This window comes from Anaerococcus faecalis, from assembly GCF_013371425.1.
In the GTDB taxonomy this organism is placed as follows: domain Bacteria; phylum Bacillota; class Clostridia; order Tissierellales; family Peptoniphilaceae; genus Anaerococcus; species Anaerococcus porci.
Genome location: NZ_JABVBA010000005.1, coordinates 95,085 through 118,486, shown reverse-complemented (window position 1 = coordinate 118,486; position 23,402 = coordinate 95,085). Strand labels below are relative to the sequence as shown.

General features: G+C 29.4%; 17 protein-coding genes. 1 reads left to right on the top strand and 16 read right to left on the bottom strand.

The features are described 5' to 3' along the window. Positions 1-142: 142 nt before the first annotated feature. Positions 143-1,324, top strand: coding sequence for an NAD(P)/FAD-dependent oxidoreductase (locus HV819_RS06185; RefSeq protein ID WP_176269752.1), 1,182 nt, complete (start codon positions 143-145; stop codon positions 1,322-1,324). 71 nt (positions 1,325-1,395) lie between these two features. Here HV819_RS06185 and HV819_RS06180 read toward each other — a convergent pair whose 3' ends face one another. The 16 genes from HV819_RS06180 to HV819_RS06105 all read right to left on the bottom strand — a co-directional run bounded on the left by HV819_RS06180 (position 1,396) and on the right by HV819_RS06105 (position 23,373). Continuing rightward, the gene (locus HV819_RS06180; protein ID WP_176269751.1) at positions 1,396-2,325 is read right to left on the bottom strand and encodes a helix-turn-helix domain-containing protein; all 930 of its coding nucleotides are present in this window, start codon (positions 2,323-2,325) and stop codon (positions 1,396-1,398) included. Continuing rightward, entirely contained in the window at positions 2,315-3,715 is a 1,401-nt protein-coding gene (locus HV819_RS06175; protein WP_154540142.1) for an ATP-binding cassette domain-containing protein, read from the bottom strand. The genes HV819_RS06180 and HV819_RS06175 overlap by 11 nt, the downstream gene beginning before the upstream one ends. Then, a complete protein-coding gene (locus tag HV819_RS06170) occupies positions 3,702-4,403 on the bottom strand; it encodes an energy-coupling factor transporter transmembrane component T (protein WP_154540140.1) in 702 nt (233 codons plus the stop codon). The genes HV819_RS06175 and HV819_RS06170 overlap by 14 nt, the downstream gene beginning before the upstream one ends. A gap of 1 nt (position 4,404) precedes the next feature. Further along, complete coding sequence (locus HV819_RS06165) at positions 4,405-4,986, bottom strand: MptD family putative ECF transporter S component (protein ID WP_154540138.1); 582 nt, start codon at positions 4,984-4,986, stop codon at positions 4,405-4,407. A 20-nt stretch (positions 4,987-5,006) separates the two neighbouring features. Continuing rightward, on the bottom strand, positions 5,007-6,728 hold the full coding sequence (locus HV819_RS06160; RefSeq protein ID WP_176269750.1) for an ABC transporter ATP-binding protein: 1,722 nt from the start codon (positions 6,726-6,728) through the stop codon (positions 5,007-5,009). Position 6,729: 1 nt separating this feature from the next. Beyond that, complete coding sequence (locus HV819_RS06155; protein ID WP_154540134.1) at positions 6,730-8,472, bottom strand: ABC transporter ATP-binding protein; 1,743 nt, start codon at positions 8,470-8,472, stop codon at positions 6,730-6,732. A gap of 204 nt (positions 8,473-8,676) precedes the next feature. After that, positions 8,677-9,918 (bottom strand): erythromycin esterase family protein, encoded by a 1,242-nt coding sequence (locus HV819_RS06150; protein ID WP_154540132.1) that lies wholly within the window; start codon positions 9,916-9,918, stop codon positions 8,677-8,679. 2 nt (positions 9,919-9,920) lie between these two features. Next, a complete protein-coding gene (locus HV819_RS06145) occupies positions 9,921-11,933 on the bottom strand; it encodes an FtsX-like permease family protein (RefSeq protein ID WP_326831240.1) in 2,013 nt (670 codons plus the stop codon). Then, complete coding sequence (locus HV819_RS06140; RefSeq protein ID WP_154540128.1) at positions 11,917-12,684, bottom strand: ABC transporter ATP-binding protein; 768 nt, start codon at positions 12,682-12,684, stop codon at positions 11,917-11,919. The genes HV819_RS06145 and HV819_RS06140 overlap by 17 nt, the downstream gene beginning before the upstream one ends. Before the next feature lie 93 nt (positions 12,685-12,777). Continuing rightward, positions 12,778-13,722 carry a sensor histidine kinase gene (locus HV819_RS06135; RefSeq protein WP_154540126.1) on the bottom strand — a complete coding sequence of 315 codons (945 nt, stop codon included), beginning with the start codon at positions 13,720-13,722 and terminating at the stop codon, positions 12,778-12,780. Then, positions 13,719-14,390, bottom strand: a complete 672-nt coding sequence (locus tag HV819_RS06130; RefSeq protein WP_154540124.1) for a response regulator transcription factor — start codon at positions 14,388-14,390, stop codon at positions 13,719-13,721. The genes HV819_RS06135 and HV819_RS06130 overlap by 4 nt, the downstream gene beginning before the upstream one ends. Before the next feature lie 92 nt (positions 14,391-14,482). Next, on the bottom strand, positions 14,483-15,775 hold the full coding sequence (locus HV819_RS06125; RefSeq protein WP_154540122.1) for an NAD(P)H-dependent oxidoreductase: 1,293 nt from the start codon (positions 15,773-15,775) through the stop codon (positions 14,483-14,485). After that, the gene (locus HV819_RS06120) at positions 15,768-16,970 is read right to left on the bottom strand and encodes an aminoacetone oxidase family FAD-binding enzyme (RefSeq protein WP_176269749.1); all 1,203 of its coding nucleotides are present in this window, start codon (positions 16,968-16,970) and stop codon (positions 15,768-15,770) included. The genes HV819_RS06125 and HV819_RS06120 overlap by 8 nt, the downstream gene beginning before the upstream one ends. After that, entirely contained in the window at positions 16,967-18,397 is a 1,431-nt protein-coding gene (locus HV819_RS06115; RefSeq protein ID WP_176269748.1) for a UDP-N-acetylmuramoyl-L-alanyl-D-glutamate--2,6-diaminopimelate ligase, read from the bottom strand. The genes HV819_RS06120 and HV819_RS06115 overlap by 4 nt, the downstream gene beginning before the upstream one ends. Next, positions 18,398-19,582, bottom strand: a complete 1,185-nt coding sequence (ilvA, locus tag HV819_RS06110) for a threonine ammonia-lyase (RefSeq protein ID WP_154540116.1) — start codon at positions 19,580-19,582, stop codon at positions 18,398-18,400. A 290-nt stretch (positions 19,583-19,872) separates the two neighbouring features. Continuing rightward, positions 19,873-23,373, bottom strand: coding sequence for a hypothetical protein (locus tag HV819_RS06105; protein WP_176269747.1), 3,501 nt, complete (start codon positions 23,371-23,373; stop codon positions 19,873-19,875). Positions 23,374-23,402 lie beyond the last annotated feature (29 nt).

Below are 23,402 nucleotides of genomic sequence, written 5' to 3'. Positions count from 1 at the left end.
TAATTGTATATTTTTGAAATTCTTAGAGAACCTTAAAATATCCTTGTTTTATTATTTACCCAACTTCTGATAAAATTATATATAGAAAGATTTTGGGTAAAATAATAACAAAAGATTTTATTGTAATTATAAAGGAGATTTTATGTACGATTATTTGATTGTAGGAAATGGTATAGCGGGACTAAAAGCAGCTGAGGCAATTAGAAAAAAAGATAATGAAGCCTCAATTGTAATAATCTCTGAGGCAAGTCAACATACTTATTGGAGAACCAGATTATCTGAACTTATCTGTAAAGATTTTAATGAAGAAGATATATATGTTAAAAAATGTGATTGGTATGATAAAAATCATATAAAAGAAATATTTAATACAAGGGTAGAAAAACTTGATCTTGAAAATAAGAAGGCCATACTTGAAGATGGAAAAGAACTAGGATATGGCAAGGCTCTTATTGCTACTGGAAGCCATCCCTTTATTCCAGCCATTAAAAATGTCGACATAAATGGAGTGTTTGCAATAAGAAGTATAGAAGATCTTAATAAATTTAGAAACCATATAGAGAAAAATAAAAGAGTCGTAGTTATAGGTGGTGGACTTTTAGGTCTTGAAGCAGCTTACTCTATCAAAAAGGCAGAATGTGAAGTTCTTGTAGTAGAAAGCTTTGACCATATACTTGCAAAGCAGCTTGATAATGAATTATCCGAAAAACTCGAAGTAGAACTTAATAAGGCTGGAATCGCTACAAAAACCGGTAAAAATACTATTGAAATCTTAGAAGATAATGGAAAACTTTGTGGAATTAAACTTGATGATGGAGAAGAAATAAAAGCAAATACTGTAATAATACAAGCAGGCGTTAGAAATAATCTTGATCTTGCAAAAGAAAGCGGCCTTGAAGTTGAACGTGGGATAAAGGTAGATGCAACTCTTAAAACAAGTAATGAGAATGTATATGCAGCAGGAGATTGTGTTCAATTAGCGGATACAACAATTGGTCTTTGGACTGCTTCTATGGAGATGGGACAAATAGCAGGAGCTAATATGGCAGGCGATAGCAAAACATATGAAACTCCAAAGCCATTTTCTCAACTTATGATAGGAAATATTAAAGTATTTTCAGCAGGCTTTAATAAGGGTGAAGGAATAGAAGAGGTTAAAAAAGAAAATGGAGAAAATATCTACAAGTTATTTAAAAAAGATGGTGACTTTGTGGGTGCAATTTTGTGGAAAGACACCAAATATCAGATGGATGTCAAAAAAATCGTCTTTGACAAGCTAGACCCAAAAGAAACCAAACTTGGTAAGGAGATTTTTGGTCTATAATAATTTAAGACATTTGTAATGCAAAATAGCTGTTGAAATAAAGTGTTATTGCAACAGCTTATTTTTATTTATTATATTTTATTCTTTTTCCTATATTCACTAGGACTCCGTCCTGTGAAAGCTTTAAAAGCTCTAGTAAAATTTGAAGCATTAGTAAAAGATACTTCAAGAGAAATCTCTGTGATTGACTTATCTGTATTTATAAGCAAATCCTCTGCTCTTATTAGCCTAAGCTTAGATAGGTATTTCATAGGTGTATATTGATATTTTCCCATAAACTTATGGGTTAGGCTTGATTTTGATATTTTGAATTTCTCACAAATATAGTCAAGACTTATATTTTTTTCTAAATTTTCTCTCATATAGGCTTCAATTTTTTCTATATAGAAAAAGGAATCAGATTGGTAATATGTATCCTTAAAAGAATTTGAATTAAGGAGTGATATCCTATAAATTAACTCTAGGCTCTTTAAACTAATAAGATTAAAATCACAAGACTCTAATACTTGTACAAGCTCTTTTGCTAAGGATACTAATGTCTTATCATCAATTACCCTTCCTATATCCTTAATATTTTTAATGCTATCTAAGAATGATTTTATAAATGGATAGGAAAAATCTTTCTTTTCTATTTTTTTATCTACTATGATTATATTAAAGGCCCTAGTATTGTGACTTGATGTATAGGACATCTTAGATTTTGGAATTGCCTTTCCTAAAAAAATTTCGTTTGTGGTAATTAGGATTTTGGCATAATTAATATAAGTAAAGTAGTTTCCTTCAGCACAAAATCCTATCCTAAAACCAGTATTTCCTGGAGAGTTCGATGCTTTTGCCTGATATTTTTTATTAAGATTGATATACATTATAAAGACACCAGGAAAGATTTCATAGCTTGTCATTTTATTTTCTTTATTTTCTAGCCCTTCATAATTAATTATCTTAGGATTATCAGTTTTAACTTCCCTAAATCCCCAAGATTTTAGCCTATTATATGTCATTTACAAACTCCAATATATTTTCATTTGCCATAGAGATAAATTCGTAGTCGTGGCTTACTATTATTACAGTTTTGCCATCTTTTTTCATTTTTTTTATGATTTTTACAAGTTTTTCCATAGAAGGATAGCAAAGTCCACTTGTTGGCTCATCCATTATTACTATTTTTTTAGAACTTACAAAAGCTAAGCCTAAGGCAAGTCTTTGCTTTTCTCCCCCTGATAAACTTTGTGGATGGGAATTCTTTTTATCAAAAAGTTCAACCATTTTTAATATTCTATCAATTTTTCTCTCATCGACTTCTACAATTTGCATTTCACTTAGAACTGATTCTGTAAAAAGTTGGTAATTTACATCTTGCATAATAAGACTTATATAAGCTGGAGGAAAAGATATCTTATCATCATTTATAAAGAAATCTCCTTTTTGTTTTTTGTTAAGATTGCAAACATTTCTAATAAATGAGCTTTTACCTACACCATTTTCTCCTATAATAAAATATATGCCTTGATCTAGGGAGAGGTTAAAGTTAAATATAGTTCTTTTCTTATACCTACATTTAAAGTTTAAAAATTTAAGACTTTTATTTTTGTCATAAGTCTTATCAAAAAGATTTTTAACTTCATAACTTTTATGTCTTAAATTATTTTTTTCTATAAGATTAATAGATCTAAGTTTGTTTTCTTTTATTATATCATCATTAATTTTTAAGGCATCAAAGCCAATAACTTTTTTATTTTTTATTATATAAAGCTTATCTAAGATATCTTTTAAGTAGTAAAGTCTGTGTTCGGCTATTATTATGATTTTTCCAAGATTTTTAAGCTGATTGATAGCTGATTTAAGCCTTATTATAGATTCCTTATCAAGGGATGCGCTCGGTTCATCAAATATATAAATCTCATTGTCCATTACAGATACAGAAGTAATTGCTACGAGTTGTTTTTCTCCTCCTGATAATTTCATAAGATCCCTATCAAGAAGATTTTCTGTTTGAAGAAGTTTAGTAAAATGGTTTATTTTTTTATATATTCCATCTTTAGAAATATTTCTATTTTCTAGTCCAAAAGCTATCTCATCCAAGGAGTTTACCGCATAAAATTGATTTTTAGGATTTTGAAAAACTGTTGATATAAAAAGACTTCTATCGCTTATATTTTTATCTAAAAGACTATTTCCTTCAAACAGTATATCCCCACTTATATTGGCCTTGTTAATTTCAGGAATTATTCCATTAATTAAACTTATAAGTGTAGACTTACCTGAGCCTGACTTTCCTGTTATGACATTTATAGTTCCCTTTTTAAAGGCTAGGTTTATCCTATCTAAGATTTTTATTTCTTTTTCATCTTGGTCCTTAAAATAAAGGGAAAAATCTTTAAATTCCAACATATTTTACTCCTATATATAAGGCTAAAAGAAAAATACCAAAGCTTATTAGAAAAAAATCTTCTAACTTTATCCTTGTTTTTGAAATAGATGTTCTAGGATAACCTATTTTCATACCTCTAGTCATTGCAGAAATTGCTACATTATCTGCAGTTTGTGATGTTATCATAAGAAGTGGTACAAACTTATATTCGAGAAATTTCCCTGGATCTTTAAAGAAATTTCTCATAGTAATCCCATGCATATACATAGCCTCTTTTATAGTTTTCTTATCTTCTCTAATAGAATAAAAAAACCTAAACATTACAGAAATAGGGATAATTATAGGATCTGGAACCTTCATTTTTTGTAGGCTTTTTACTAAATCGCTCATTTTAGTTGTAGTAATTGAATAATAAGTCATCATAACAATTGGCATAATCTTAATTCCTATCATTACATAAATTCCTATCAAAACTATTAATATATTGTCTTTAAAATTTCTTAAAAGTATAGGATAAATCGCAACAAGACTATAAAAAATCACTCCCCTTATAAAAAAAGAATAATTTTTATCAAAAAGTGATAAAAAAAATGGAAAAAGGGCTAAAGAAAGCCCAATAAATCCATATCTTTCAGAAAGCGTCCCTTCTGTCGCAATAAAGCCTACAACAAGAGTCATAAAAAGTTTTGACCTAAAATCAAATCTCATTTTAAGCCATTCCTGCTTTTTTGAAATGTTTATTAAGTAGCTTTATTCCTATAGTGCAACCAATAAATCCACCAACAATTCCAAGAAGAGTTACTGGTATGAATGACCAATTTGGCATAACTGCAAATAAAGTTTTTACATATTCCTCACCATAACCTTGAGAGATTAATTTTTCAATATAAGATTGCCTTGCATAATACATAGGTAAGATATTTACTCCTCCAAAAAGCATAAAAGTTGCAAAAGATAATCTTGCATATTTAATTGATTTATAATTTCCTTTTTTAAGAATCCATTCTGCAAGTAGTGAAATTATAACTATACCAGGAAAAACTATTGCTCCATGACCTGATAGAGAAAAGGCTATTCCAAATAGTATTCCCATTATTAGAATCATACCAAACTTATCTATCTTTGTTGAATAAAGCATAAATACTATTCCTCCTAATATTCCACAGGCAAAGGGTACAAAAGGCATAGTTTGAGGGATAAAGCCAATCATACCTCCACACCATGAAGCTACTAATACCAAAAGAGAAAATACTCCTGCGTTTACTAAGTCTCTTACTGAAAATTTATTCATATACTTATCCTTTCTTTATTTTAATAGACAAACTCTTCAGAAAGTCTTGATGATTCTATCATTTTCTTATAAGCTGAACTTTCTTTTAAAAGTTCTTCATGTTTACCCGATTTTTCTATCCTTCCATCTTTCATTACTATTATTTGATCTACATTTTGAATTGATTTCATTCTGTGAGATATTATTACTAGAGTTTTATCCTTGCTTAATTTATTGAGAGAATCTTGGATATATTTTTCATTTTCTACGTCAAGATTTGCTGCAATTTCATCTAGAAGAATAATATCAGCATCCTTTAAAAATGCTCTTGCAATAGAAATTCTTTGTCTTTCTCCTCCAGAAAGCTTAGAGCCATTTTCTCCAATTTTAGTATTGTAGCCATCTTTTAATTTATTTACAAAATCATCACAAGAAGCAAGCCTTCCTGCTTTAAGAACTTCCTCATCACTTGCATCCATTTTTCCTATCCTAATATTATCCATTACTGTTCCATCTATAAGAAGAACATCTTGAAATACCATGGAGATATGGGAAAATAAATCCTCAGTTCTACTTGTTTTAATATCTTTTTTATCTATTTTTATAGAACCTTTATCATAGTCATATAACTTTGCCATAAGTCTTAAAAGAGTGGTCTTACCACAACCAGATGGTCCCACAAGGGCTGTACTTTCGCCTTCCCTTGCCTTAAATGAAATATTATCTATAACTTTTTTATCCTTTAGATAAGAAAATTCTACATTTTCACCTTCTATATCAAAATTTTTAAAATTAGTTTCTTCTCCTTCTATTATTGGAAAATCTTTTAGACTTCTAATCTTTTCAACTGCTGGGTTTATATACATAATTTCACCAAAATATTGATTAAAAGCTGTTACACTATCTATAATCCTTGCAGCTGCAAAAAGATAGCCTGCTAAATATAAAACATTTATATTTCCACTTATTAATTCTCTTAGACCAAAAAACATGACAAGTCCCAAAGATAGGTTTGAAATTGAAGTTGCTATTGCTATAGGTATAACTTGACCAAGCTCTGATTTTATGTGCTCTTTTTCCAAAACTTTTATAAAATTTAAAATTTCTTTTTCTTTTTTATCTCTTAGTTTATATTCTCTTATTTCTTTTTGAAGGTCTATTATCTCTTGAAAAAGTTCAGACGATCTTCTTTGCTTTTTGTAATAAGTACTTGTTGCCTTACTTTGATTTTTAGCTGATAGGAAACCCGCTCCTATGCTTAAAGCAGTAGGTATTATAATAGAAATCCCTAGAATTGGACTTCCTATAAGTAAAAGTATAGAGATAATTAAAAAGCTTATTAAAAAACCATAGTAACCTGGGAGAGCATGACTTAGCGCATGTTCAATTGTTTCCACATCCTTCATTATAGTTTGAGAAAGATCTGTAAGATTTGTTTTTGTATAAAATGAAAGTGGAAGATCTTTTATCCTGTCAGCTATCTCTATTCTAAGATTAGCTGATTCTTTGTAGGTTTCATTGTAGGTTGTAATATAGTCCCTATTAAGAATAAAGACCATTAGTAAGGCTATTAGTAAAAATCCTATAAGACAAATTTTAAAATCAAATTTTCCAAGCCCCATAAGACCTTGTATTGCATACATCATTAAAATTATAGGAGTCATAAAGGATAAACTTTTAAGTGTTGAAAAAAATATAGCTTTGCATAAGCCACTTGCTCCCTTTTCTGTTATGGAATATTTATTTATCAAGTAATTTTTCATATCAAATCCTCCACTCATTAGCTTTATCATAAAGATCTACAAAATACTTATAAGATCCATCTTTTGCCATAAGGTCTTTGTGATTTCCTTTTTCTTTTATCTTTCCATCATCTATAAGAAATATTTCGTCTACTCCCCTAATAGATGAAAGTCTATGGGCAATCATAATAGTTGTCCTATTTTTCATTAATTCTTTGAAAGCAATTTGTAATTCATGTTCATTTTCGGGATCTGCCGCAGCCGATGCCTCATCTAAGATAAGAATTCTAGGATTTTTCAGAAATATTCTTGCAATAGAAATTCTTTGAATTTCTCCACCAGAAAGATTCACTCCAGCATCTCCTATTACTGTATCAACTCCCTTTTCAAACTTATCTATAAACTCAAAACAACGTGCTTTTTTAAGTGCTTCTATTACTTCTTTTTTCTCTGAATTTTCTTTAGCAAGGGCAACATTATCATAAATTGAAATCCCCTTAAAAAGCTTTGGATTTTGAAAAACCATTCCAATGTTATCCATCAGAAAATCCTTGTCATAGGATTTTATATCACGACCATCTAGAAGAATCTTTCCCTTATCAAGTGGATAAGAACCTGAAATAAGCCTTGCTATAGTTGACTTTCCAGAACCCGAACTTCCCACAAGAGCATAAGACTTACCTTCTTGAAATTTTACAGAAAAATCTTCTAAGATATTTTTTTCATCATCATAAGAGAAATCTACCTTTTCAAAAACAATATCCGCCTTATCTATTTTCTTTGCTTCTCCAAAAATAACTTTCTTTGATTGCATCTCTTCAAATAATCTTTCTAGGTTATCAACCGCAGAATTTGCTTGAAAATGATAAGTTGATACGTACATAATCTTCATCATATTGGCAAAAAACATACCTGTAAAAAGCGTAAAAAACAAAATCTTTGCTGACCATAGATAAGGATCAGATCCATTTTTCACCATGAAAATCGCAAGAAAAATCGGACTTACAATAAATATGTTTAATAACCATTGGAAAGTTACAAAAGGTATCCTACAAGACATTGAATATTCATATACGATATCCCTATAATCTATTATTGATTCATATAAGCTTTTAATTCCCTTAAGAGGAGCATTGAAAATTTTAACTACTGGAATAAATCTTACATATTCTACAGCTCCAGCATTAAGCTTATCTAATTTTTTCATATAGATTTCCATAAAAGTTTTATCTCCCATCATAGCCTTCATTATAAAAAATGAAGCTAGAACAACTCCTACAAAGAATAATCCTAAAAATAGATCAATCTTAAATACTAAAATTAGCATTAAAATTGGAGTAATAATAGCAGCTGTTTGATCTGGAATAAGATGTGCTACTGCCATATGGGTTCCTTCAACATTATTGTCTATAATTTTTCTAACTTCACCTGAGCTATGTGTATCAAAAAAACTTTCGCTAGCCCTAAGAAGTTTTTTTGCTCCTTTCTCTCTTAATCTTGTTTCAAGCCTAAAGGCTAATAAATGACTTTGCCAAAGCCCCAAAAAATATATAAGACCATAAGCTATAAAAAGAATTACAATAAGATTTGAATATTTGATAAGTCCATCGCTTGAATTTTTAGTAAAAATCACTTTAATTATTGTCCATATCTTATAATAAGCAAAAAATAAAGTCAGATTAGAAATAGCTGTAAAAATTACAGCAAATATTGCCTTATTTTTTATCTCTGGTACATAGGCAAATAATTTTTTATATGTGTTCATCTTAACCTCCTAATTTATGATATTAATAACTATTATCATTATATACGAGATATTCTGATTTTTCTTATCATTTATCGTTTCTTATTCATAAAGTATCTAGAAACAAAATCTAAGAATATTAAAAACTATAGGAAAATTAAAAAATACCAGATCTAAACTAAAATTAGATCCGGCATAAACTAAACATATATAAAATTAATTTTTCTAATTTATTATTTCAGTAGGATTGGCTTCATAGATAAATATCATTGAATCATACAAATCTTTTGGAACTTGGTCTATTCTATAAGTTTTTGCAATTACATTCATCATAGGAAAATATCCTTCGCCCAAAGAACCCATTTTCATTTTACTTTCTACTATGGACTTAGTAGCCCCATTTTGAAGATTGTTAAAATCTAGGTAAAAAATCCCATCATATTTTTCTGCCTTTTGGGCTATTGGGTCTGCTGATATAAATTTTTTGATAACTCTTTTTTTATCTGTCATTGAGCTTATATTAACCCTTGTCTTATAAAAGTCTGTACCTATGGTAAAGTACTTATCTTTAAAAAATTCACTAAGGTGGTCACCCATGATTTTGTAAATATTTGAAGTCTTTCCTATATGGCCATTGTGCCCTGCTATCATAAGCTTTGAGTTTCTATTATCTTCAAATTTACTAATCCAGATTACATTTTCTGCCATTAGCCTATCTCTTGTTTCATATTCTTTAAAATTATCATCAAGGCTATAGTAGGAAAATCCTTCAAGAAAATTGTCTATCGCTTTCTTAAAAATTATATCATCATCGCTTTCTTCTTTTATCTTATCTTTAAGAACTTTAAGATTTTCTATCAAGTCTTTTACTTTTGAATCTTTTACTTTTATAGGATAAGTTTCAAGGACTTTTAGCTTATCTAGGGCAAATTCTATCCTATTTTTTCCCACATAATCTTTTATGGTTGGTATAAGCTTCTCTGGATTTTGCATATCAAAACCATAGAAGGAAAGTTTCTCATTGTGAATCTTGTTATATTCTTTCATCCATTCTATTAGATTTTTCATTTCTTCAGTCTTATATATAGAAAATGAAAAATATTCCAATGGATTTACTTTAATATTTGGATTTTTTATATATTTGTCTATAAGAATTCCCTCAGAAAAATCACACTCTAATGCAAAGGCTCTCACATCATTATTTTCTACCAGATTTTTAAATACATCAAGTTTAAGCTTTTGAAACTCTTTATTTCCATGGCTTGCCTCTCCAAGGGCAATAATCTTTGCTTTTTCACCTATTTTAATATCAGAAATTTTACGAGCATTTTTGTCAAGATCTGATATTTCTTTTCTTGCCTTAAACTCAGGATATTTAGTCCAAATTGTAAGTCCAAGTCCTATTGCTATAAATCCTATTATGCTTATACAAAATATAAGTTTTAAAATTTTCTTTAATACTCTCATGCTTACTCCTTGTTTAACTTTCCAATTTCAAAATATATAGGTAGAGTTATCCTAAATATAAGAAAATATATTATAGCAAATATCAATATACATAGAACTTCAATTTTTATAAATAGGGACTTATCTAACACAGTAAATAATTGTAGAATACCAAAGGCTAGCTTACTTGCAACTAGTATATGAATTATAGCAAGGACTAGGGGTGCAAAAAATGTCACATAATTTTGCTTGGCTACTGATTTTCTAATCTCACTATTACTCATTCCGATTTTTTTAAGAATTCCTATACTACGTCCATCATCGATTCCTTCTGCCACTTGTTTGTAATAGATTACAACTATAGCAGATACAAAGAACATGAAAGAGAGAAGTATTACAGTTATATAGGCTCCTTGGTGTATTTGGTCGAATTCAAGTCTTGCTTCGTAGGCATTCTTAAATTCAACCTTTCCTTTTAAATTTTGATTTTTTGATATATGATCAATCATTATCTTAGAAAATTCATCCATTTTTTGGACATCTTTTTCTTCTACATCAAAGTACTTTAAATGAATACTCCTTTCACCAAAATCATACCCAGGTCCTTTTTCTTCAAGTTTTTTTAAAAAGTCACTTTTATCTTTTACAACAACTAAAAGATTATGAAAAAGAGTAGCGGTTGTATCTGTTAAAATGTAGTCTATTTCCCTTAAGTTTTTACTAACATTTAAATCTACCCCATCTATGGATAAGCTTTGGTAGGTCTTGTTTTTAGAATCATAAACTAAGGCCTCTCCATCATTTAAGCTTTCTTTTGTATTATTGGCCTTATTAAATGAATCTATGTCAGTAAGAGATACTATTGTTATGCTTTTATCCATCATAATATTTTTAAATTCATCATCTTCCACTAACTTTAATTTTTCATCTTCTATCTCATTTGTTGTAAGTAAGCTTATATCTGCAATCCCCTCATTTTTTTCTTTTATATTAAAATCGGACTTTTCTAGATTTATAAGCTTATCTATGTTATCTTTTAAGTCTTCACTTTGATAGGATATTACAAAATCTCTTGGACTTATCCTATCTAAAAGACTATTTTTTCCTATAAACATAGCAACCATTACTATAAAGCTCATCAAAAGCATGGATGCTATTATGCTTATAGATGAAAGGGCCATAGCTGATTCTTTGCTTCTTTTTATAAGTTCTCCTATAAAAGTCATATTTGTAGATTTATAATAAATTCTTTTGTTTTTTCTAAGTAGTTTTAATATCCAAATTGTAACTGACCTAAAGAATAAGAATGTCCCAAAAATAGCAAGAATAATCGCAGGAAAGAACTTTGGTATAGCATCCAATGCCCCATCTATTGATAGAGCTATTTTATAGGATAAAGCTAAAAATATTATGGATAAAATAAAACTTATCATTGAAAACTTAGGTTGAGCTTGTCCCTTTTTTGCCATTTGAGAGAGTTCTAATGGATTTTTCTTTCTTATAGAATTCAAACTTATGATAGTTATAAGGATAAATATAAGAGAAAATACTATAAATCCCAATTTTATAGCATCTATATTAAAATTAAGATTTATTTTTCCATATCCTAATAACCTCCCAACCAAATTTATAATTAGGGGTGATAAAAGTAAGGACAAAAATGTTCCAGATAAAAGGCTAAGAAGAGCTAGGATTATATTTTGAATAAATAAAATTCCTCTTAAAGATCCTTTATCCATGCCTAGTCCATATAAAAGTCCCAATTCCTTATAACGACTTTTTACAACAGCATTTGTCATATATATTAGAAATAATACTGCAAAAAGTGCAATTACAAATTGACCATATCCTAGTATAGATTCAATAAAGGCTCCACCCCTAGAATTTAAAATAAAGTCTTCTGTCTTTAAGTCAACTATAAGGTTAAATATAAAAAGCATGAGGGATGATGCTATTATATAAGGTAGGTACAAATACTTGTTTGTAGAAATTTGCCTTTTAGCTAGGGTAAAGTTTAGCTTATTCAAGACCCTCACCTCCAGCAAGTATTATCATTTGGCTTTTAACAAGTTTTTCATACATTTGCTCATTAGTCATTTCTCCCTTATAAAGATCATAAAATATTTTCCCATCTTTTATAAATAAAACCCTAGACGCTCTTGCTGCAGCCATGGTTGAATGGGTTACCATCAAAATAGTTTGACCTGTTTCATTTATCTTTTCAAAAATATTTAGAAGTTCCATTGATGAATTTGAATCAAGTGCACCTGTTGGTTCATCTGCAAGTAGTATTTCTGGATTTGTAATTATTGCTCTTGCAACAGCTACTCTTTGTTTTTGCCCTCCTGAAAGCTCATAGGGAAACTTATAAAGAAGACTGTCAATCTTTAAAGCCTTAGCTATAGGATTTAGTTTTTCTTCCATTTCTTTATACTTAGTATTTTCTAAAACTAAGGGTAAAAATATATTATCTTTAATATTTAAAGAGTTAAGTAAGGAGAAGTCTTGGTAGACAAATCCTAGTTTTTCACGACGAAATCTCGCCTTTTCCTTGTCATTTTTATTTTTTATCTCTTCATTATTTAAAATTATTTCACCACTTGTAGGATTGTCTAAAGTTGCTATAAGGTTAAGTAGGGTTGACTTGCCAGAACCAGACTCTCCCATTATAGCTACAAACTCTCCCTTTTTTACCTTAAAATTTATATCCTTTAAGGCTGTCACTTTTGTTTCTATTTTCCCTTCATTATATACTTTTCTTAAATTATTAATTTCTAAAATATTCATACTATCCTCCGTAAGTCTATATTAGTACAAATCAGAAAATTAATCCCTAATCTAATATTACAATTTAAAAAATTAAACTTACAAAATGTAAGTTTAATCTTGAATTAATTTATTTCTCTTCAAATTTATAGAAAAATCAGTTCCTTTATTAGGCTCTGATTTAATAGAATATGAATATCCAAGTTTAGCAAGTATATCATCAACCAAGAATAATCCTATACCAGTAGAGTTTGCATCTCTTTTATAAGTATCTCCAGAATATCCAAATTTTTTAATATTTTCTATATCCTCTTTCTTTATTCCAATACCACTGTCGATAATTTCCAAGACATTTTCCTTATATCTTATAGATATAAAGCCTTTTTCTGTATATTTTATAGAATTAAATAAAATTTGCTCTATAACAAAAGAAAGCCACTTTGGATCTGATACTATCATTTCATCTTCTATACAAAGATTTAGACTTAATCTTTTTTCTATAAAAAAACTCCTATATCTTTTTGCTATATCTTTTATAAGGCTTTCAATAGAAAATGACTTGAAATTATAATCAAGGCTTGCCCTCCTAGATTTTATAAAAGAAAGTAGAGATGAAATATAATCATCAATCTTTATAAGTTCTAAGTCTATATCCATACAATCGTATCTTTGGCTAATAAGTGAAATTGCTGATATAGGGGTTTTAATCTGATGAGTCCATATGGTTAAAAGCCCTTCCAAATCATCTTGTCTTATCTTGCTTTTAAGTACTATATCCTTAAGTTCCTTATCTTTTTTTTTGAAAATTTCACCTATATGTTTTTCATATATATCATCTCTAAGATAGGTAAATTCGCTGTTTTCTAACAATTTTTGAACTTTTACATATCTAACAATACATAAAATTAGTAAAATAAAGGAAACTAAGGCTAAAGTATAAAGAAAAATCAACCAATCAAGTGAAAAGGCAAAAGAGATAAGTCCAAATGTAAGCGAAAATACAATCAAAGAAATGATATAGTCTTTATTTCCTGAACAAAAATTTTTCAACTTTTTCATTTTATATAATAACCTACTCCCTTTTTTGTATGAATAAGATTATCTAAGCCAAGAGCTTTTATCTTTTTTCTTATCCTATTTATATTCACAGTTAAGGTATTGTCATCTATAAAAGATTCGGTAGCCCAAAGTTTATCCATAATCTTCTCTCGACTTACAATCTTTCTTGGACTTTCAAGTAATATTTCCATAATTAAAAATTCATTTTTAGAAAGAGCTATGCTTTTACTATCAATTTCTAAAATCATCTTATCTCTATCAAGAACTAAGTTCTCATATTTTAACTTTAAATCATCTACATCATTAAAGTCAAAAGACCTTCTAAGAATTGCTATAATTTTAGAATGAAGGACTTGCATAGAAAATGGCTTTGCAATAAAATCATCTGCTCCATAGTTTATAGCAGATATTAAATTTATATCATCTGATGCAGAAGTTAGAAAAATAATTGGAACTTTGGATACTTTTCTAATTTCAGAAGTCCAGTAAAATCCATTTTTATAAGGTAATTTCAAATCCATAATAACAAGGCTAAAATCACTTTTATTAAAATCATCTATTACTTTTTCAAAATTTTCCACCCTACTTGTCTTATAGCCCAAAAGCTCAAGCTGGAAAGATAGCTCTTCTCCTATTTTCTTGTCATCTTCAACTAATAGTATTTTCATAAAATCTCCTTTATATAATTATAAGTGATTTTTAAAAAATATCATAAAAAAAGACTCCTGCAAAATTAATTCTTGCAAGAATCTAACTTAAATTAAAGTTTCATTGAATTTTGTCTTCTTCTAAGTTTTGTAATTATGGCATCTTCATCAAGCTCTACCATAGATAAGTCTATTACTGTATCCTTTTTGATATCAACAATAGCTCTTGTTTTTTCTGTAATAAGGGCTATTGGTAGTAGGTCCTCTTTAATTGACCTATTGTGGTCAGTTAGCTTTCCAAATACCTTGTCACTTCCAATACCATCGAGGGTTTCTCCCTTTTTTATATCTCTTTTTGCAACTGATACAGTATCAGCAACTTGACCATGAAGTGGAGCTATAGTTGGTTCATTTTCTACTACTGCATTAAAGATAGTTATAGGAGTTTCAAGACTTGTTAAATGGTATGGCCTAAATAATAAATAATTTGGACCATCTCCGAAGCCTAAGAATTTCATCAAATCTCTTACTTCTTTTTTATCACTTGTTACTATAAGAAAAACTCCTGGAGCCATACCAGGTGAAAAGTCTACTACCTTATATGAAGATAAAACTCCTCCCTTATCTTTCAACCTAAAGTCTTCTACTGCTGTTTCAGGACTTGTTTTTATACCATGACACCCAAAGGTATCTGGTAAAAATCCTAGGCAGTTGCATACTGAGTTAAGCTCAATCATTGTATTTGTTCCGTCGACAAAACTTGTAAGCATTCTTGGTGAAAGTCCCTTTTTTTCTGCCTCATCTTTTAATTTTTCTGCTGTAGCATAATTATCAAGAGGGTTATTTTTACCCTTGGCAGCTACAAGAATTTCAAGACCTATCCCATAGGCAAAATCACATAATTCAATTATAGAACCTGGTTCATCTCCAGCAATTCCAGTATAAATAACTCCAGCCTTTTTGGCCATATCATAAAGAACTGGCCCAACTACTGCATCACATTCTACATTAAGAGTTATAAAATGTTTATGATATTGGATAGTTTTTGTAGCAAGTAGGGCCCCAAAAGGTGGATTTCCTGTAGCATCTATAACCGCTGTAATTTGTAAAAGTTTATAGGCTAGTTTGTAATTTGAGCTAACTACTACGAAACCTCTATTTAGTGCCTCAAAAGCCTCATCAAAAGAATCAGTATTTATGATTTTATCTTCTGAAATTCCAGAATCGATAAGAGCCTCTTTACCCTTTTTAGGTGTGTGTTCTACCACTAGGGCTACGTCTATTGCATCTATGCTACCTAATTGGTTAATAAGACTTGCTCCCATTTTTCCACATCCTACAATAGCCAATGATATCTTTTCTCCATTGTGCTTTAATTCTTTAAGCTTTCTATTAATTTTAAACATTTAATCTCCTTATATCATCTGATGCAGCCTTTGCCGATGAAAAAGCCCACTGAATATTATATCCTCCACAATCTCCAGCCACATCCATAATCTCACCTATAAAATAGGTATCAGCCATATCCTTTGACTTCATCGAATTCTTATAAATTCTATCGCAAGCTACACCCCCAAGTGTTACTTGGGCATTGTTTTTGTCATGTATATCTACTATATTAAAAGAAAATTTCTTTAATATTTTTACCAACTTTTCCAAGTCATTTTTTGATATTTTTACCGAATCCTCATTTATTTTAGCCCTTTTTAATATATCAATTATGAGTTTTTGGTCAATATTTCCAATAAGTAAATTTTTAATAGCTCTTTTTGGAAATCTTTGGGCTTTTTTTTCTAAAATATCAAAAAGTCCCTTTTTTTTATACTCTGGATAAAAGTCAATGTCAAGCCTAATCTTTCTTTTATCTTTAAGAGCTAGAGAAATTATATTGGAAAGATCAAGTATTGCAGTTCCAGTAAGACCATAGGATTGAAAAATTATGTCATCTGTTGACGATTTTTGGAATTTATCATCTACAAAAAGTGAAGCCTTGGCAAATACCTTACAGCCCTTGGCAGTCTTTGATAGGGGATTCTCAGTCTTAAAATTAGTTATACCAAATGTTTGATCAATAAGTTTAGTGTGTTTTTTTAAAATCTTTAAAATAGACCCATCAGAACCTGAATTTTTAAGGCTAAGTCCTCCACTTGCAATAACTAAAATATCATATTTAAAACTTTTTTTATCAGTAATAATAAGTTTTTTCTTAAAATCAATGTCTACTACTTTTATATTGTAGATAAATTTAGCGTTTTCTTCTGCCTTCATCAAAAGTGAGTCCCTGACAGTTTTTGAGGATTGAGTCTTAGGATAGCATCTTCCAGATGGAAAGTTAATCCATTCTATTCCCAAATATTCAAAATACTCTAATAAATCCTTGTTTGAAAAGCTATCAAGACTGTAATTTACAAAATCTTTTTCGTTTGAGTAAAAGTTTTTATGATCCATGTTTATATTTGTAAAATTACACCTTCCATTTCCAGTTGCAAGAAGCTTTCTTCCAGAAAATTGATTTGATTCCAAAACTGTTATATCATTTTTATCTAAAAAAGAGCAGAAGGCAAGCGAGCTTACCCCTGCTCCTATTACAAATATTTTCATATCTCTTTTAAAACTTCCCTTATTGTGTCTTTTTCATAATAATGAGTCTTGATATTTGCCTTAAGTTTTAAGAAATTTTCTTCACCTTTCCCAAGACAAAGTACAAAATCACCTTTTTTTGCACTTTTGATGGCATATTTTATAGCATCTTTTCTATTTCCTATTATTTTATATTTACCATTTCTCTTTTTTATACCTCTTGCTATATCATTTGAGATATTTTCAAAGGTATCAAACTTGGGATCATCAACTGTAATTACAGAGAAAACTCCATATTTGGCAGAAATTTCTCCAATAGCTTCCCTAATTTCTACTGTCCTATCCCCACTTATACCATAAACTGCATATATGTCCTTATCTTTTGGCAAAACCTTGTATATATTTTCAAAGGCTGTGCTTGTGTGGGCAAAGTCTACTACTATATTTATAGCAAGGTCATTTTCTATAAATTCAAGCCTTGATTTTACCCCTTTAAAGTCTTTCAATACATCTGCTATATCTTCTAATCTATATCCTAAATCAGAGGCAATTGCTATGGCACAAAGTGCATTGTATATATCATAAATGCCAAATCTTTTAAGCTTAAAGTTTATTCCTTTTATCTTAAATGATAGTCCTTCATCAATTTTTTTAATATCTAATGCCCTATAGTCACTTTCTTCATTTATGGATATGCTTATAGGATTTTTAACAAGCTTTAGGGCTTTCTTACCATAATCATCATCCTTATTTATAATAGCTTTTTTACAATTTTGAATCAAAATCATTTTAGCCTTAAAATAATTTTCCATATTCTTATGAAAATCCATGTGTTCTGGTGAAAGATTAGTAAATACACCATAATCATAGTCTATACCAAAGCATCTTTTTAGATATAAACCATGGGATGATGTCTCCATAACTATATTTTTAAGATTAAGTTTATTTGCTTCTATGAGTATATTATTTATATCTGTAATCTCAGGAGTTGTGTGTTCTGTAGCTATAGTTTTATATATCAAATCTGCCCCATCTGTTCCTATATTCCCACAACTGTCCCCAAGTTTTGTTAAAATAAAAGAAATCATATTGGCTGTTGTTGTCTTGCCATTGGTCCCTGTAACTCCTATCATCCTTAGTTTTTTAGAAGGATAGTTAGAAAGTTTATTTGAAATTTGGGCAAGAGCTATCCTTGAATCATCAACTCTTATATAATTTATACCACCTCTGAAGTCTATATCCTTATTTGTATAAACTATAGTACTTGCTCCATTTTCAATGGCTGAGCCTATAAATTTGTGTCCATCAAATTCTAATCCTTTGATAGCTAAAAATATATAATTTTCTTTTATTTCTCTAGAATTTGAAGAAATCCCCTCTATATCTCTATCATTTCCTATATTTTTGTCAATATAGTCGATTCCTTCTAGTAATTTTTCAATATTCATCTAATGAACGTTATATCCTTTCTCAGTAAGTAAATCCTCAATCTTCCTGATATGGTCTTTTCCGTTTGTTTCTAGTGTCAACTCTACTTGAATGTTCTTATACCTACTTGCTGAAGCTAGAGAATCATGCACTACACTTATAATGTTTGCCTTTGTATAGGCAATTATATCAAGAAGATCTCTAAGTTTTCCTGGTGCATTTACAAGTTCAACTGTAAATCTTGCAATCCTTCCATCTTCATAAAGTCCTTTATGAATAAGTTGAGAAATAAATGACATATCAATATTTCCACCACTTATAACACAAACAACATTCTTTCCTTCACAATCAAGTTTTTTGCTTGCAGCAAGACTAAGAGCACCTGAAGGCTCTGCTACTAGTTTATGTTTTTCCATCAAAGTAGTCAAGGCCACCATAATTTCTTCTTCTGTTACTGAGATATATTCATCAACATATTCTTTACAAATCTTATAAGTTATATCTCCAACTCTAGCAACCGCTGTACCATCTGCTATAGTATCAGCTGAAGCGAGGGTTACCGGACCACCATTTTTAATTGCAGCTTGCATAGAAGCAGCATTTGCTGGCTCTACCCCAACTATTTTAATTTCAGGTTTAATTTCTTTTGCAGCCTTTGCTATACCTGAGATAAGTCCACCTCCACCGATTGGAACTAAAATGTAGTCAGCTTCTTTAAATTTTTCTAATATTTCAAGAGCTATTGTTCCTTGTCCTTCAATAACATCTTCATCATCATATGGTGGAATAAAGGTATATCCCTTTTCTTTGGCTAAATTTTGTGCATATGTATTTGTTTCATCAAATGTTTGTCCATGTAAATCAACTTCTGCTCCATATTTTAAAGTCCCTTCTACTTTAATCATTGGTGTTGTTTCTGGCATACAAACTATAGCCTTTATACCTTGATGGTTTGCAGAATATGCTACACCTTGGGCATGGTTTCCAGCTGAAGCTGTTACAATTCCTACAGACTTAGAAGCTTCATCTAATTTAGAAATTTTGTTATAGGCTCCTCTTAATTTAAAAGAACCAGTCTTTTGTAAGTTTTCTGGTTTAATATATACATTATTCTTTGAAAGGTTAGAAAAAACCTCTGAATAAAGCATATAGGTTGGGTCAATTGCTTCGTCTACTCTTTTTTTTGCATTTTTAAAATCAAACATAATGCCTCCTTTATTTGATTATAACACAAGTAAAATTTAAAATAATGTTTTTTCATAAAGAATAAAAGCTTAATATACTCCAAAAGAGAAATAGCTAAATATAGATATTTAAATGATACTTTTAATCTTTTTTATATAGTTTTTCCCCTTATCTATCTTGTAAAAACGTTTTTTTAAACCTTAATAAGTATACTACAATTCAATCAAAAAAACAAAGATTTGATTAATTGGACATTATTTTTTAAAAATAAAAATCAGAGCCTTAATTTAGAAGACTCTGATTTAAAATATTATTTTATTTTTTTGCTAATTATTAAGCTAATAGAACTTATGATTATAATAAACAGTGCTGGTAAGGAGCTTCTTATACCTGTTCTTACATTTGATGAACTAGACTTAGATTTATTTTTACTTGCATCCATCTTATTTTTCTCATGTGTATTCTTGTCTGATTTAGCATTACTAATTGGTGAAAGCTCAGGCTTATCTTTTTTATCTGTGTTGTTAGAATTGTCATTTATTTCTGAGCTAGATTCTTCTGTATTGTTAGTTTTAGAATTTTTATCTTCTTTTGATTTATTGTTGCTTTCACTAGCATTAGAAACTTGTGTTTTTCCATTTACCTTTGAATTTCCTTCTTGACTATTAGGATTTGTAACCATTTCTCCCTTTTTAACATTTTCTTTAGAAAATTCTTCATCTTTATTTTCACTAGATTTTACTTCTTTATTTTCCAAACCATTTGACTTGCTATTATAGGATGTGTTTTCTTTATTATCAGTTTGTACACCCTCATCTTTCTTATTTTTATCTTTCTTATTTTTAGAATTCTTTAACCCCTCCATTTTCTTTTCAACAGATGATTTTTCTTCTTCTAATTTTTTTACTTTATCTAGAAGTATTTCCTTTTCACTTTGAACTTTTTCTAGTTTTTCTTTAGCTACTTTTTCTTTTTCTAAGGAAGCATTTAGCTTAGCATCATTTTCATTTTTAAGCTTTTCTAGATTTTCTAAGGCTTGTTTCTTATCTTCTTCGGCTTTGTTTTTAGCTTCTTCTAGAAGTCTTATGTTCTCTTTAAGCTTTTCTTTTTCTTCTTCTGATTTTTCCTTATCATTTATTGCTTGGTTTTTAAATTCATTTAGCTTATTGTTCGCATCATTAAGAAGACTTTCCTTTTTCTCTAATTCTTTTTCACATTTTTCTTTTTCTAAAGTAGCCTCATCTTTTTCCTTATTTGATACTTCTATTTCTTTTTCAAGAGATTGGGATTGGGAATTAAGATTTTCTATATCTTTTTGTAGTTTTTCATTTTCATTACTTAAAGCTTTTATCTTCTTATCTAAATTATCATCTTTTATTTCATCAACATCTGTCTTCTTATCTGAGTCTTTTTTAGAATCTTTTTTATCCTCTTCGTTTGTAATTGGCTTAGTTTCTTCTTTTTGCTTATTATAATCTGTTTGTTTTTTATCTAATGGCTTGGCTTCATTTTTATCTATCTTAGAATCTTTTTCTTCTATTTTGTTGCTATTAGTTTCTTGAGATTTTTCCTTTTCCCTTTCTATTTCTAGGTCATTATATACAAACTTTTCCTTATCATAGTTAGGAAGTTTTTCATTTTTAGGTGGTTGTTGAGAATTTAGCCAATATCCTGGTTGGTCATCATCGTTTTGGAGTTTTTTGTATTCACTATCTTTGGCATATCCTACAGTTTGTTTAGATAGTTTTATATTTTCACTATCAAAGGCTTTCGCTTTTTTAGCGTCACTGGCATAGGTATTTCCTGCCTTTAGATAAGCTTCTTTATTAGATATCTCACCCTTACCACTTACAGCAGCTCCTCCTTCATATGAATGTCCACTTCCTCCTATAGCTATAAGTCTACCTTCTCCATCAACTTTTCCATTATTAAGGATTAAGGCATCCCCTCCAATAGATGTTGTAGCCATTCTTCCTGCCCCATATAGGCCTAGTGTAGAATCTTTTTCTATACTTAATTTAGCATTTTCTATCTTTAATGCATTTTGACCAGTATAGACTCTTTTTGTTTCAGGATCCTTTCCTGTTGGTGCTTCGTCTCCTCTTACATAAACTTCTCCAACAATCTTACTATCTCCACTTACGAGTACTACAGGTTTAACATTTTTATTTGCCTTATTTGAATCTGTTAAAAAGTTTGTGTTTGAATATATGAGAGAATTTTCTAAAATCCCGCCTTTTTTAAGCTCTATTTGACCATTTATAGATGCTCCATTTAAAAACTCTTTATTATATGGGTCATAGTTTACAGAAAGTCTTCCGCCGTTTTCTACAGTTATTTTTCCAAAGATTGAAGAATCTCTTACATTTAATATTCCACCATCTTTAACAATTATATTTACCGATGATAAGACTTTCATATTTTGTATAGTTAAATTTCTTCCCTTACCTACGATTAGTGTTTGTGTTTTTTCCTTATTTAGATAACCAAGCTCTCCTAGCTTTCCACTTTCATGGGAACCAAACCATGCTTTTAAATCTTTTGGAACTTCAACCACTTCTTTATCCTTATCAAATCTTGTAATAAGCCAAGGACTCATATCCCACATAAATTTACCATCTTTAGTCTTTTTGAAGTTTTCTTCTTTTATGAAATCTGATAGATACTCATCTGTCCTATAAATTTTAAAGTCTAAAGAATTTGTAGTAATTTCGTTTCCCATATTATCTACTAATTGTACAGAAATAGGATATATTCCCTTTTCTTTAGGATCTCCATTTAGGATTATAGCTGAGCTATATGAATCATATTTTCCTTTCATCCCTGATTTTTCATTAAGGATTATATTTTTTACCTTAAGATCTCTAAACTCATTAAGTTCCTTATAATCTTCGTCTGTTGGGTTTTCTTTGTCACTTACAAGAATTTTTACATTTGAATTTTTACTATTTGTTGCCGTTCCTGTCGCCGCTGATACTCCGTCATACTTTTTTTGTCCAATGACTGCTGGCTCAAAACTTCCAACAAGTTTTACCTTATAAATTCTTTGTGTCTTATCAGTAATATTTAGACTATTATTACTTTTGTTATAGACATAATTATAGTCTTTATCAGCTATTTTTATACTTACTATATCATTGTTAGCTAATCTATTTATATAGATTTTGTTATCTGAAATAGCATAGGCATCTCTATTAAATATTACTAGTTTACTTGAAGCTTTTTCTAAGACTTTTCCCCTTATTTTTATAGAATCAATTTTTCCTATAAGACTGTTATCCATAAGTTCTATGTAACCGTCAGACACATCTTCATTGTAAGATTTTACTATAGAGTCAGTGTTGTTTTCTTTTTTTACTTCTTCTTTTTTCTCATCTATCTTATTTTCTTTCTTCTCGTCTGATAGCTTCTCCTCTTTTAGTGAATCTTTAGCAAAGATAAGTCCCATAAATCTATTAGGATCTTCAATATTTAGGCTTATTTTCTTATTATCACTTGTTATAATTTCAAGCTTATCTCCCTTTTTTAATTTTGATATAAATAATTGTGGATCTACTTGGTTTATACTATAACCTTCCTTATCTTTAAGCTCAATTTGCTCATCCCTTTTCTCATATGATTCTCCATTGATTTTCACATCTTTAATCTTATCTAAAATATCCCTATTAGAGAAAGTAAATGAACAACCATATATACCATTTGATGTGGTTGATACTATTGTATTTATATTATCGGCCTTACTTGTTAGGCTTGTAAAGTTAAGAGCTAGAGCTAGAGCCGATACAGCTACAACTTTTTTTATGCTTTTCATATTGTCTCCTTTTTTATTTTTATTTTATT